Annotated in this window: 12 protein-coding genes and 1 pseudogene; 3 read left to right on the plus strand and 10 right to left on the minus strand. The window is 60.8% G+C overall.

What is annotated here, in order from left to right; genetic code table 11:
* Positions 1-131: 131 nt before the first annotated feature.
* Positions 132-1,257 (minus strand): annotated as a pseudogene (locus ACOVRJ_RS03755) (IS3 family transposase).
* Between the two features lie 163 nt (positions 1,258-1,420).
* A complete protein-coding gene (hppD, locus tag ACOVRJ_RS03760) occupies positions 1,421-2,551 on the minus strand; it encodes a 4-hydroxyphenylpyruvate dioxygenase (protein WP_422042561.1) in 1,131 nt (376 codons plus the stop codon).
* Between the two features lie 119 nt (positions 2,552-2,670).
* Between hppD and ACOVRJ_RS03765 the strand changes: the two genes are divergently transcribed.
* Positions 2,671-3,153, plus strand: a complete 483-nt coding sequence (locus ACOVRJ_RS03765; protein WP_422042562.1) for an Lrp/AsnC family transcriptional regulator — start codon at positions 2,671-2,673, stop codon at positions 3,151-3,153.
* Positions 3,154-3,177: 24 nt separating this feature from the next.
* Here ACOVRJ_RS03765 and ACOVRJ_RS03770 read toward each other — a convergent pair whose 3' ends face one another.
* The 7 genes from ACOVRJ_RS03770 to ACOVRJ_RS03800 all read right to left on the minus strand — a co-directional run bounded on the left by ACOVRJ_RS03770 (position 3,178) and on the right by ACOVRJ_RS03800 (position 9,050).
* A complete protein-coding gene (locus ACOVRJ_RS03770; RefSeq protein WP_422042563.1) occupies positions 3,178-3,798 on the minus strand; it encodes a methyltransferase domain-containing protein in 621 nt (206 codons plus the stop codon).
* A gap of 43 nt (positions 3,799-3,841) precedes the next feature.
* Positions 3,842-4,684, minus strand: coding sequence for an HDOD domain-containing protein (locus ACOVRJ_RS03775; RefSeq protein ID WP_422042564.1), 843 nt, complete (start codon positions 4,682-4,684; stop codon positions 3,842-3,844).
* Positions 4,685-4,800: 116 nt separating this feature from the next.
* Positions 4,801-5,058 carry a hypothetical protein gene (locus tag ACOVRJ_RS03780; RefSeq protein WP_422042565.1) on the minus strand — a complete coding sequence of 86 codons (258 nt, stop codon included), beginning with the start codon at positions 5,056-5,058 and terminating at the stop codon, positions 4,801-4,803.
* Between the two features lie 48 nt (positions 5,059-5,106).
* The gene (locus ACOVRJ_RS03785; protein ID WP_263538294.1) at positions 5,107-5,301 is read right to left on the minus strand and encodes a hypothetical protein; all 195 of its coding nucleotides are present in this window, start codon (positions 5,299-5,301) and stop codon (positions 5,107-5,109) included.
* A 411-nt stretch (positions 5,302-5,712) separates the two neighbouring features.
* Positions 5,713-6,342 (minus strand): hypothetical protein, encoded by a 630-nt coding sequence (locus ACOVRJ_RS03790; protein WP_422042566.1) that lies wholly within the window; start codon positions 6,340-6,342, stop codon positions 5,713-5,715.
* A 52-nt stretch (positions 6,343-6,394) separates the two neighbouring features.
* Positions 6,395-8,485 carry an elongation factor G gene (gene fusA / locus ACOVRJ_RS03795; RefSeq protein ID WP_422042567.1) on the minus strand — a complete coding sequence of 697 codons (2,091 nt, stop codon included), beginning with the start codon at positions 8,483-8,485 and terminating at the stop codon, positions 6,395-6,397.
* 94 nt (positions 8,486-8,579) lie between these two features.
* Positions 8,580-9,050, minus strand: coding sequence for a CreA family protein (locus ACOVRJ_RS03800; protein WP_422042568.1), 471 nt, complete (start codon positions 9,048-9,050; stop codon positions 8,580-8,582).
* A 130-nt stretch (positions 9,051-9,180) separates the two neighbouring features.
* Between ACOVRJ_RS03800 and ACOVRJ_RS03805 the strand changes: the two genes are divergently transcribed.
* Together ACOVRJ_RS03805 and ACOVRJ_RS03810 are read left to right on the plus strand one after the other, a co-directional pair.
* Complete coding sequence (locus ACOVRJ_RS03805; RefSeq protein ID WP_422042569.1) at positions 9,181-9,939, plus strand: enoyl-CoA hydratase/isomerase family protein; 759 nt, start codon at positions 9,181-9,183, stop codon at positions 9,937-9,939.
* A 222-nt stretch (positions 9,940-10,161) separates the two neighbouring features.
* Complete coding sequence (locus tag ACOVRJ_RS03810) at positions 10,162-10,398, plus strand: hypothetical protein (protein WP_124454629.1); 237 nt, start codon at positions 10,162-10,164, stop codon at positions 10,396-10,398.
* Positions 10,399-10,452: 54 nt separating this feature from the next.
* On the opposite strand, the gene ACOVRJ_RS03815 is transcribed toward ACOVRJ_RS03810, so the two are convergent.
* A complete protein-coding gene (locus ACOVRJ_RS03815) occupies positions 10,453-10,983 on the minus strand; it encodes a thymidine kinase (RefSeq protein ID WP_422042570.1) in 531 nt (176 codons plus the stop codon).
* Positions 10,984-11,236 lie beyond the last annotated feature (253 nt).

Raw genomic sequence — 11,236 nt, forward strand, 5'->3', positions numbered from 1 at the left:
CCGTGTGAAAGTAGGTCATCGTCAGGCTAATATTTATGCAAAACGCCCCTGATTCGAGTGAATCAGGGGCGTTTTGCTTTTGATTAAGTCCACCTTAGTTTCTGAGTTGGGCCATGACGTAAGCTAACCTGTCAAGAAGACAGTTGATTTCTAGAGTTTGCGGCGGTTGTGAAGATCAATCTGGGCATGAAATGTTTGGGTGGCACGCCGCCCTGCGCGTCGTGCGGTCGGTACTCGATGTATTGGGTCAGCCAATCGTCGGCTATAGCCTGTACTTGCTCGATTGAGTTGAACAGCTAGGCATCAAGCACTTCTGTTCGGTGCGTCCTGTTGAATCTCTCGATGTAGGCATTCTGGTTGGGCTCGCCAGGCTCGATGTAGTTCAAGGCAATACCTTTGCGCTGGGCCCATTCGACGAAGTCACGGCTGGTCATCTCGGGGCCGTTGTCCATGCGAATCGACTGCGGCGCTCCGTACCAATCCACCAGACGGTCCATTGTTCGAATCAACATCGAAGCCGGCAGTGATTTGGCCACCAGGATCGCCAGGGCCTCGCGATTGGCTTCGTCGATGGCGTTGAGGGTTCGGAATCGCCGGCCGTCGTAGAGCACGTCATGCATGAAGTCCAATGCCCACCCCTGATTGACGAACGATGCCGCAGCGAGAGGCACGGGTTCACGTTTAGGGATAAGGCGCTTGGTGCGACGAGGAATGTTTAGACCCAAGTCGCAATACACCCGCCAGACCCGCTTGTGGTTCCATGGCCGACCATCCAGGCGCAGCCGGTCAAAGCACTTCCAGAATCCCCAGCGACCGTTGCGCTCGACGATGCCGTTGAGCGCAACAATGACCTCGGCATCCTTCTCCTGTGGCAGCGGTGGCACCTTGTAGTACGCCGCCCGTGATAAGCCCGCGGCGTGGCATGCTCGCGTGATCGACAAGCGGTGCTCGGTCACCATGACCTCGACCGCCTGCAGCTTCACGGACGGCGTTAGAATTTTTTGACAGTACGTCCTTGATGGCCGTGTTCTCCAACGCCAGATCCGCGTACATGCGCTTGAGCCGCGCGTTCTCTGTCTCCAACTCGCGCATGCGCGTCCGGTCCGACACCGTCGGGCCCGCGTACTTGCTCTTCCACGCGTAATACGTCGCCGCGCTGATGGCGTGTTTACGGCACACCTCCGCCACGGGCATGCCTGCCTCGCCTTCCTTGAGGATCGCCACGATCTGGCTCTCCGTGAATTTGCTCTTCCTCAGCGGCCTTCTCCTTCCGGGTTGGGCCGCATTCTCTGATTTCGGTTGTCTACTTGGTGGATGAGCTTACGGTCTGACTCCAACTTGATGCATGGCATCAAGTTGAAGCGGCTCGGCACCCTCGGTCAAGGTAGCTTTCGCTAGGTTGACCGAGGGACGAGCCTGATCAAGCTTTGGCTTCATCCTTCAAAACGCCGCGGCGGATTTGGTCCAGCTCGATGCTCTCGAACAAGGCCTTGAAGTTGCCTTCGCCGAAGCCTTCATTGCCCTTGCGCTGAATGATCTCGAAGAAGATCGGGCCGATGACTTCTTTGGTGAAGATCTGTAGCAACAGTTCGTTAGGCGCATCCAGATGGGCGGCGCCGTCGATCAAGATGCGCAGGCGGCGCAGCTCTTCAACGTTCTCGCCGTGGCCGGGCAGACGCTTGTCGATCAGGTCGAAATAGGTGTCGATGGTGTCTTGGAAATCCACGCCCGAGTCACGCATGCGCTCGACAGTGGCGTAGACATCGTCGGTGCCCATGGCAACGTGCTGGATGCCTTCGCCGTGGTAGGTGTCCAGGTACTCGGCGATCTGGCTCTTGTCATCGCTGCTCTCGTTGATTGGGATGCGGATGTTGCCGCAAGGGCTGGTCATGGCCTTGCTTTTCAGACCAGTCAGCTTGCCTTCGATGTCGAAGTAGCGTACTTCTCGGAAGTTGAAGAAGCGCTCATAGAAGTCTGCCCATTCCTTCATGCGTCCACGGAAGACGTTATGCGTGAGGTGGTCGATATAGGTCAGGCCCAGGCCGACCGGGTTGGCTGGCACCGGCTTGCCCTCAGCGTCCAGCAGCGGCACAAAGTCAACGTCATAGATGCTGATATTGCCGATGTCACCCGCAGCGGCGTCGTTCTTGCCTTGCCAGCGGTCGACGAAGTAGATCAGCGAGTCGCCGATCCCCTTGATGGCTGGGATGTTGAGTTCCATCGGACCGGCTTTGTTGTCAAAGCCCCAGGCGCCCAATTCCAAGGCGCGCTTGTAGGCGAACGCGGCGTCTTGAACGCGGAAGGCGATCGCGCAGATCGACGGGCCATGCAGACGCGCAAAGCGCTGCGCGAAGGAGTCGACCTCGGCATTGATGATGAAGTTGACGCCGCCCTGGCGATAAAGGGTGACGTTCTTGTGGCGATGCTTGGCCACGGCGGTGAAGCCCATGGTCAGGAACAGCTTGCCGAGTTCGGCCGGATCGGGGGCTGCGAATTCAATGAATTCGAAGCCAGCGGTGCCCATCGGATTTTCCCAGGGGGTGAATGCCATGATTTCTCCAACAAAGTCTTGCGATGGGTCAACACTGTAGGCGTTCGTCTGCGCAGGATTCATGCGAAGTCTGGCGTCGGATGGCTTGAATGCGCAGGAATACTGCGACAATTTTCGGTATGGGAAACGAAATCCAGCTCGATACGATTGATCGGCGCATTTTGAGGGCGTTGCAGGCCGATGGGCGTGTGACTTATGACGCCTTGGCGGCCCAAGTTAACTTGTCCGCATCGGCCGTGCTCAGGCGGGTGCGGCGCTTGGAGGAGTCTGGGGCTATCTCCGCCTATGTGGCCTTGGTTCCACCGGAGCGAGTCGGTCTGGGTTTGACGGCCTACATCAATGTGCGGTTAGAAAAGCACACTGAAAGCCACAAGCGCAACCCCATGGAGCTTTTTCGTGTTGCCGTGCAGGCCTGGCCTGAGGTGGTGGAGTGCGCGGCCTTGACCGGCGATATGGACTACCTATTGCGTGTCGTGGTGCAAGACATGGCGCACTATGCGCGCTTCATCACCGAGACCTTGCTCAAGCACCCCAGCGTACAAGATTGCAAGACCAGCTTTGTCTTGGACCGCCTGAAGAACACCACCGCCGTGCCGGTTTGAATCTTTGGCGGAGCGAAAGCTGCCTCAGCGCCGCTTCAAGACGACCGCCAATTCGTACCAGCCTTGCCCGTGGGCTTGGGCAGCGTAGGGTGGGGCCGGCCAGTCCCAACGGTCGCTGCTGAACAGCGCGCGCATGGCTTGGATGTCGCCATGGTAGGGGGGGGCCTCCACAAAGCCTTGGCCGGCACTGTCGCGCCGGGCTTGCATGAAGAGCGCCAGCAGCAAGCCGCCAGGTTTGAGCCAGGCATGCAGTTGATCCGCATAGGCGCGCCAATGGTCGGGGTGCAGGGCGCACAAGCAGGTTTGCTCATAGACCCGGTCCAAGGGCTGCGGCGCCTGCCAGGCCAGCACATCGGCTTGTTCGACGCGGGCATGCTCTGAAGCCAGGCCTGCTTGGGAGATTCGCAGGCGCGCTAGCTCGACGGCTGCAGGGGTGTAGTCCAGCCCCAGGGCATGAGCGCCAGCTTTTCCCAGGCTCAGCAGCTCGTGGCCCTGACCGCAGCCTGGCACCAGCACGGTTTGGCCCGCTTGAATCAGGCCTTCGCTGAGCCAGTTTTGCAGTTGCGGATGTGGTGCGCCGCGGTCCCAGGGCGTTTGCCCGCTGGTGAAGCGTTGTTGCCAGAAATCTTGGGTAGGGCCGGCCATTGCAGAATTTGGGTGAGCGTCAGCGACGCTGGTGGCGACGAGTTCAGTCGAATTCGTGCAGCAGTTTAAGCGTGGCTTCGGCGCTCAGATTCAGCAGGCTGGCGATTTCGCACAAGTCATCGGGCACGGCTTCGTCGTCCCAGCCGTCCGCCGTGTGTCGTGCGAGCCGGATAGCAAGCCTAACGCACTGCACCTGCGGATCATTGCCGCGTTTGTCGTCGGTGATGTGGCGCAGCAATTCGGGCAAATGCCAGGCCTGCATCAGGGCTTGCTCTAGATCGGCCAACTCAATGTGCAGCATCTCGCGTTGAGCCGCAGCACTTCGCAAATGGCGATCCGCCAGCTGACGGAGGCGGATCTGCTGGGCCAGTTCAGGCGCATTGATCCACAAGAGCATCTCAGCGAAATCGTGCAAGAGCGCTGCGCTGTGGATCACGGCAGCATCCGGGTCCAGCCGGTGCACCGCAAAAGCCAGGGCATAACGCGCGGCCCGATCGGCGCGGCGCAGCACGCGTTGCAGACCGTCCAGCGCATAGGGCTGAGCGGCCAACTTGGCTTCTACCGTGGGTTGCTCGCCGAATTCCCGGAAGAAAGGGGTGATGCCCATCAGCACCAAGGCGGCGGTGACGGTTTCAGCATCGGTCTGCAGCCGGCTGGAACGGTGATTGGCGGCATAGGCCAAGACCTTCAGCGTCATCAGCGGATCGGTGGCGATCATTTCGCCCAAACTGTTGGCGTCGGTCGCGTCCTCGTTCTCGCGCAGCAACTCCAAGGCTTCGGCCGTCTCGGCCAAAACAGGGATCTCGGCATTGCAGAACAAGGCCGTCCAGCTGGCCAAGTCCGGTGGGGCTTGGTGCATGGGCATGAGGGCAATGGAGGCTGACATGGTTGGTAAGCTCGGCTTTAGGCTGATCCTAGTACCAGTGCAAGGCCTTCAGTCCAGTGAAAAGCGCCGGCAATGCCTAACCATTCACGGTATGGCATGCCGGCGCAGGCTTGGACTCACAGTCGCTGGATGCCCGGCAAGGTGCCGACCCGATGCCCATCGGCATACAGGGCGCCTTCGGGCGCGCCGGCTTCGGCGTAAAACTCCAGCTCCGGCGGAGCCTTTCTGCGACTCAGGCTCAGGCGCACGGCCAGCCGGGTCAGCAAGGCGCTGCTGCGCAAAAGCCAATGGCTGAGGCGCAAGCGCCAGAGCAGGTGGCTGGTTTCGAATTCGGCCCGGCTGTCGTGGGGGCCGTGCAAGTCTCTCAATCTCATGATGGTTCTCCGTGCGGGCCACCGGGCGTTGCCGCGGGGCCGGTCATTTCATGCGCTGCGGTCGGGCAGCATCAATTCCTGGCTTTGTTTTTGCAGGTCGCGCCTGGCGGCTTGGCGTTGCGAGCTGCCCAGCTTTTGCTGGCCATGCTTGCCGGCTTGGCGCATCAAGGCGTGGGCCACCAGGGGATTGCGCGGTTTGCGCAGATTCAGATGGGACGGGCGCGGGGCGGTGAACTGAGGCATAAGAAACTCCTGAATAAGTGGACAGCGCGGTGGCGATCAGCCATGCTGCGGCTTCACCGCCGAGCTTGAAATAGCCTGGCGGCGGACGGGAACGTTGATGGCCCTGGGGCGGCCGTTTTGGGCATGCAGCGGCTCACCTGGCCGGTGCCCCGACGGGTAAGCAAACTGCGACTTTTGGGAATCAGACCCGGCGGGACCGGGTGGGCTGGGCTTGGCACTCGCTGCTCAGGCGCCGATGGGCCTGGTGCTAGCGCTCGCGCCCGGTTGAGGCATTGATGACGCGGGTTTCGCCGTGGCGGTGAACGCCGCGACTTGCGCAAATGATAAACGATTGTTTATCTTGCGCAAGTGCTTTTATCAAGCTTTGATAAAGAAACTAGGGGGAGGTCTTGCTGTCCAGCCGCGCTGTCGTCAGCGCTTCTTCGGTTTCAAGGGGGCAATGCCTTGTTGCAGACGTCGCCATTCATCCAACTCGGCGGCCCCACCCTGACTGGCTGTGGCTGGGCCCGTGGCCGCTTTGGCCATGCCTGGCTGGAGCAGGGGCTGTTTCTGCGGCGCTTTGCTTGTCGGCGCCGGTGCTGGCACTGCTGCTGCCGCAGCGGGTGGCGTCAGCACTTCTCCGAGCAGGTCCAGCAATCGCGTGCGGGCGCGCTGCGGGTGGCGGCGGTAGTAGGTCAGGACCAGACCCACGATGAAGCGTTCATCGTCGTCTTGCGGCACGCTGGGCGTGGCTTCTTGTTCGGCCCGTGCTTGTGCATTGGGCTTGGCGGCGGCCGTCGTATGGGGCTGATCCATCCAGCCCGCGGGCTTGTGGCAGTTTTGTTCAAACTGCCGGGCCAGACGCTCGCCGATCTGGCGCGAGCGCCCTTTGATCTGGCTCCAATAGCTGGGCTGGATCTGCAGGCGCTCGGCAAAGCGCCGCTCCAGCCCCCGCAAGGTGGCTGCATCGGGTTGCTTGACGGTGGCGGTGACGAACTCTTCGAACAGGAGCAGCGCGTTGTCCAAACGGACCTGCGCGACGTCCAGGGGGGCGGATAACATTTGCCAATGATAAAGGGCCCTTGATCCGGCGAGTTCCGGAGGGCCTTGGCGACTACTCCTCGTCGCTGACCTTGTAGGCAGCCATCAGCTGGTTTTGCGTGTTGGGCGGCACCGCCTCGTAATGCGAAAGCTGCACGGTGTAGCGCCCTTGGCCGCTTGTCATTGCGTTCAAACGTGTTTGATAGCAGGCCAACTCGGCCAGCGGCGCCAAGCCTTGCACGATCAGCGTGCCTGGCAAAGCGCTGGCGGTGCCGTTGACTTGACCGCGCCGGGCGGCCAGATCGCCGGTGATGTCGCCCACCGCATGCTCGGGCGCGCTGATCTCAATATGGACCATGGGCTCCAGCACTTGCGGGCGCGCTTCTTTCACGGCCGCCACCAAGGCGCGTTGGCTGGCGGTGACGAAGGCAATTTCTTTGCTGTCCACCGAATGATGTTTGCCGTCGAACACGGTTACGCGCAGGTCGATCAGCGGATAGCCGGCCACCACGCCACGCTCCAGCGCGGCGCGCACGCCTTTCTCAACCGCAGGCATGAACTGGCCCGGAATCGCGCCGCCCTTGACGGCATCGACGAACTCAAAGCCCTGGCCGCGCGGCAGCGGCTCCACACGCAGATAGACCTCACCGAATTGACCGGCGCCACCGCTTTGCTTTTTGTGGCGGTAATGGCCTTCGGCGGCCGAAGACACGGTCTCACGATAGGCCACGCGGGGCGGCTGCGTCAGCACCTCGAATTTGTAGCTCTCGCGCAGTCGCTCCAGCAGCATGCGCAGATGCAACTCACCCAGTCCGTAGACGACGGTCTCTTTGGTTTGGCCGCTGTGCTCAATGCGCAGGCAAGGGTCTTCCTCCACCAAGCGGCCCAAGATTTCCCACAAGCGCTGCTCATCGCCATGGCGCGCCGGGCTGATCGCCAAGCCGTGCACCGGCTGCGGGAAGTCCAGCGCTTTCAGGTGGATGTGCTCATCCTCCGGCGCGTCATGCAAGACCGCATCAAAGTGCAGTTCGTCGACCTTGGCAATGGCGCAAATATCTCCCGGCAGCGCTTGATCCACCTCCACATGCTTGGCGCCCTGCAAGAGGAACAAATGCCCCAGCCGGAAGGGCTTGCGTGCATGGCCGATGAAGAGCTGGCTGTTGCGCGTCAGCGTGCCCTGGTGCACCCGCAGCACGCCCATCTTGCCCAGATAGGGGTCGCTGATGATCTTGAACACATGGGCCAAGACATGAGCTGCAGGGTCGGGCCGGGCGTGCAGTGGCTGCGCTTCGGCACCTTCGCCGCGCAGGAATTGCGGCGGATTGCCTTCCGCAGGATTGGGCAGCAGACGCTCGATCACGTCCAGCAACTCTGCCACGCCGGCGCCGCTGCGCGCGGAGGTGAAGCAGACCGGGATCAAATGCCCTTCGCGCAAGGCTTGTTCCAAGGGCGCATGCAATTCGCGCGGGTCGACATCGCCCTCGTTTAAATAACGCTCTACAAACGCGGCATCTACCTCGACCACCTGCTCTACCAGGGCCTGATGGGCCAGGCCGACCGAGGAAAAATCGGCCTGGCCGATGATGTTGTAGAAGCAGTCCAGCACCTGGCTGCCGCCGTTGGCGGGCAGGTTCAGCGGCAGACACTCGCGCCCAAAGGCGCTGCGAATCTGTTCCAGCAGGGCCGGCAAATCGAGATCGGGGGCGTCGATCTTGTTGATCACGATCATGCGGCAAAGACCGCGCTGGCCGGCGGCCTCCAGCATGCGGCTGGCCATCATCTCCAGCCCGTGCTGGGCATTCAGCACCAGCACCGCCGTGTCCACCGCCTCCAGCGCCGGCAGCGATTGGCCGATGAAATCCGGCGCGCCGGGCGTGTCGACCACATGCAGGCGCAGGCCTTGGTGATCCATATGCACGACCGAGGCATACAGAGAGTGCTGCAGCTTGCGCTCCAGCGGGTCATGGTCGCTGACGGTGTTGCCGCGCTCGATGCTGCCGGCCGTGCTGATGCTGCCGGCGCGCTGCAGCAGCGCTTCCAGCAGCAAAGTCTTGCCGGCACCCGCCGGGCCGATCAGCGCCAGGCTGCGCTTCGCAGCAACAAGGTCCGCAAGCGCAGCGCGCCCGGCCGGAGTCTCATGGGTGAGGTCGCTCGAGTGGGGCATGGTGGCGCGCTCCTTGGCTGAACTCTCAGCGTAGAGGATGCGGCCTTGGCTTACAAGAGGCGCCGGCGATTGCTGTGGCCGCGGCGCCTGAGCTTTATTTCAATGGGATGGGCTGGCTGCGCTCCACCGGCACGGCGCTGACGCTGTTCTGCGGCGAGCCTTCAATCACCCGGTCCGAATAGGTCAGATACACCAAGGTGTTGCGTTTGGCGTCGACCATGCGAATCACGCGCAGCTTTTTGAAGATCAGTGAGGCGCGCTCGCTGAACACTTCCTCCTGTTTTGGCAGCGCTTTGGCGAAGCTGATGGGGCCGGTCTGGCGACAAGCAATCGAGGCTTCTGATTTGTCTTCCGCCAGCCCCAGCCCACCCTTGATCCCGCCGGTCTTGGCTCTCGAAACATAGCAACTCACCCCGGCGACTTTGGGGTCGTCGTAAGCGTCAACCACGATCTTGTGATCCGGTCCGATGAACTTGAACACGGTGTCGACCTCGCCGACGGTGTCTGCGGCCATGCCGCTGCTGATGCTGCTCAGGGCCAGCAATGCAATCCAGATGCGCTTCATGAGGAGCCTCCTTGGGCTACAAGGGTAGCAGGGCCTCATGACCCGAGATGCTTCTCGCTTGTTTTACGTCGGCTCGGTCTGGCGGTGGTCTGCGACTAGACTGAGTGCCCTTTGAATGTTCGGTACTGACATGCCCGGTCTTGCCCCCTTGTTGCATATCGACGGCGCTTTGGCTCGCATCACCCTGCGCAGGCCGCGCTTGGCCAATCGTTTGGAATTGGTCGATTTGCAAACCCTGCAGCAGCAACTGCAGCAAGTCAATGAAGACGCCGCGGTGCGGGTCTTGCTGCTCTGCGGCGAAGGCAAGCATTTCTGCAGCGGCTTCAACATCGATGCGGTGCCTGGCGTCGATGCCGGTGCCCTGTTTGAGAGTCTGAGCAATGCTTGGGAGGCGGCTCGCCCGATCACCGTGGCGCGTATCCAAGGCGGGGTCTACGGCGGCGCTACCGATCTGGCTTTGGCTTGCGACTTCCGCCTAGGCACGCAGGCCTGCGAAATGTTTGTGCCGGCGGCGCGACTGGGCTTGCATTTTTACCAAGGCGGGTTGGAGCGCTATGTGACCCGTTTAGGCCTGCAGTGGGCCAAACGGGTACTCCTTGCGGGCGCCACCTTGACTGCTCGGCAAATGCAGGACTCGGGTTTTCTGGATCAGTTGTTGGACGATACCTCGTCCCTGGATCAAGCCGTCGAGTCCCATGTGGGTGAACTGCTGGGCATGGCGCCGCTGGCGCTGTTGGGCATGAAGCAACACCTGAATGCGATCGCGCGCGGGCAGTTGGATATCCAGGCCTTGCAGCGCGATATTGCGCGCAGCAACGCCTCCATCGATTTGGCGGAGGGCGTTGCGGCATGGCAAGCCCGCCGCCCACCCCAGTTTGTCGGCGCTTAAATCTGGAGCGATGCCCAGGCATGAGACCCCGAAAAATTGGCGCGCCGTTTGAGAATAAGGGAATCCCCTCCCTCTCTCTCGGGGGCTGGCCCATGCATCAGTTGGGAGAGTGGCCCGCAAATAGGCGAAAATAGCGCATCCGCCGTTTTGCATCAGCGTTTGATCCCGTGAAAAGGTCGAGGCTGTGCGGCGAGCTATTACTAACTCACTATCAGGACCGACGTGGCCAAGGACAGTACTAAAACGACCATCGAAGCCGATGGTCTTCGCTACCGCTCTAAAGCACCGGGCTCGCCTTTCGCGGCGACCTCTTCCTTTGGTGCAGCAACCATGTCTTGCTTTTTGTGCGGCAAGCATCGCCCGCGTGCGATGCTGAAGTCCAAGAAGCTTTTGGGCAAATCACAGCCTGTTTGCGCGCCGAGTTGCAAGGAACTCGACGAACAGCTGGCCAAGCCCTAAGCAGACCTACAAAAAAAGAAGCCTCCGGGCTTCTTTTTTCTTTGTGGGTGCGCCTCAGGCCTGCCTGAAACAACGCCCGCAGACCGCTCGGTAGCGGGCATTGCCGCCGATCTCTACCTGGTCGCCGACCGTGACCTTGCGGTTGTTCGCATCGACGCGCATATTCATTGTGGCTTTGCGGCCGCAATCGCAGATGGTCTTCATCTCGTCCATCTCATCGGCCAGGGCCAGCAGGCAGGACGATCCAGGGAAGAGCTCGCCCTGGAAGTCGGTACGCAAGCCATAGCAAATCACCGGCAGATTGTGCGTATGAGCCAGTTCATGAAGCGCCCAGACCTGGGTTTTGCTCAAGAACTGAGCCTCATCGATCAGAAAACAGGCGGCGCCCGGACGTGCCGCGTTCAAGGCCAAGAAGTCGGTGTCTGGCCCAAACAACTCCGCCTCCCGTTGTGGTCCGAGGCGAGAAGTGATTAGCCCCAGTCCGTAGCGATCATCCACTTGCGCAGAGAACAGGCGGACTTGGTGTCCACGTTCTTCGTAGTTATGGGCCACTTGCAGCAAGGCCGTGGACTTGCCCGCATTCATCGCTGCTAATACTGCCTATGTATACATAGTTTGTTGTAAAACTGAAAATAATCCAATGTTTACAACAGGTTATGGTTTGTGGTGGTGGGCCGCTATGCATACATTGATTTGCAAAGTTTCGTGGCCGGGAGCGCTGCTAGTTTCTTCAATTCAGCGGCTTCGCAAGCCCGATTCATCCTTGAACTACTCTAGTAAAGATATCTTTGGATAGCTTCTTAATCTGGCGTCACAAAGCCCCTTCGTTTTTAGCCTC

This window comes from Roseateles sp. (assembly GCF_049240545.1).
Taxonomy (GTDB): domain Bacteria; phylum Pseudomonadota; class Gammaproteobacteria; order Burkholderiales; family Burkholderiaceae_C; genus Paucibacter_A.

What these genes read in the sequence shown, in the direction of transcription:
- hppD (WP_422042561.1), bottom strand. Translation starts at nt 2,551, where the DNA reads ATGGCATTCACCCCCTGGGAAAATCCGATGGGCACCGCTGGCTTCGAA.
- ACOVRJ_RS03765 (WP_422042562.1), top strand. Translation starts at nt 2,671, where the DNA reads ATGGGAAACGAAATCCAGCTCGATACGATTGATCGGCGCATTTTGAGG.
- ACOVRJ_RS03770 (WP_422042563.1), bottom strand. Translation starts at nt 3,798, where the DNA reads ATGGCCGGCCCTACCCAAGATTTCTGGCAACAACGCTTCACCAGCGGG.
- ACOVRJ_RS03775 (WP_422042564.1), bottom strand. Translation starts at nt 4,684, where the DNA reads ATGTCAGCCTCCATTGCCCTCATGCCCATGCACCAAGCCCCACCGGAC.
- ACOVRJ_RS03780 (WP_422042565.1), bottom strand. Translation starts at nt 5,058, where the DNA reads ATGAGATTGAGAGACTTGCACGGCCCCCACGACAGCCGGGCCGAATTC.
- ACOVRJ_RS03785 (WP_263538294.1), bottom strand. Translation starts at nt 5,301, where the DNA reads ATGCCTCAGTTCACCGCCCCGCGCCCGTCCCATCTGAATCTGCGCAAA.
- ACOVRJ_RS03790 (WP_422042566.1), bottom strand. Translation starts at nt 6,342, where the DNA reads ATGTTATCCGCCCCCCTGGACGTCGCGCAGGTCCGTTTGGACAACGCG.
- fusA (WP_422042567.1), bottom strand. Translation starts at nt 8,485, where the DNA reads ATGCCCCACTCGAGCGACCTCACCCATGAGACTCCGGCCGGGCGCGCT.
- ACOVRJ_RS03800 (WP_422042568.1), bottom strand. Translation starts at nt 9,050, where the DNA reads ATGAAGCGCATCTGGATTGCATTGCTGGCCCTGAGCAGCATCAGCAGC.
- ACOVRJ_RS03805 (WP_422042569.1), top strand. Translation starts at nt 9,181, where the DNA reads ATGCCCGGTCTTGCCCCCTTGTTGCATATCGACGGCGCTTTGGCTCGC.
- ACOVRJ_RS03815 (WP_422042570.1), bottom strand. Translation starts at nt 10,983, where the DNA reads ATGAATGCGGGCAAGTCCACGGCCTTGCTGCAAGTGGCCCATAACTAC.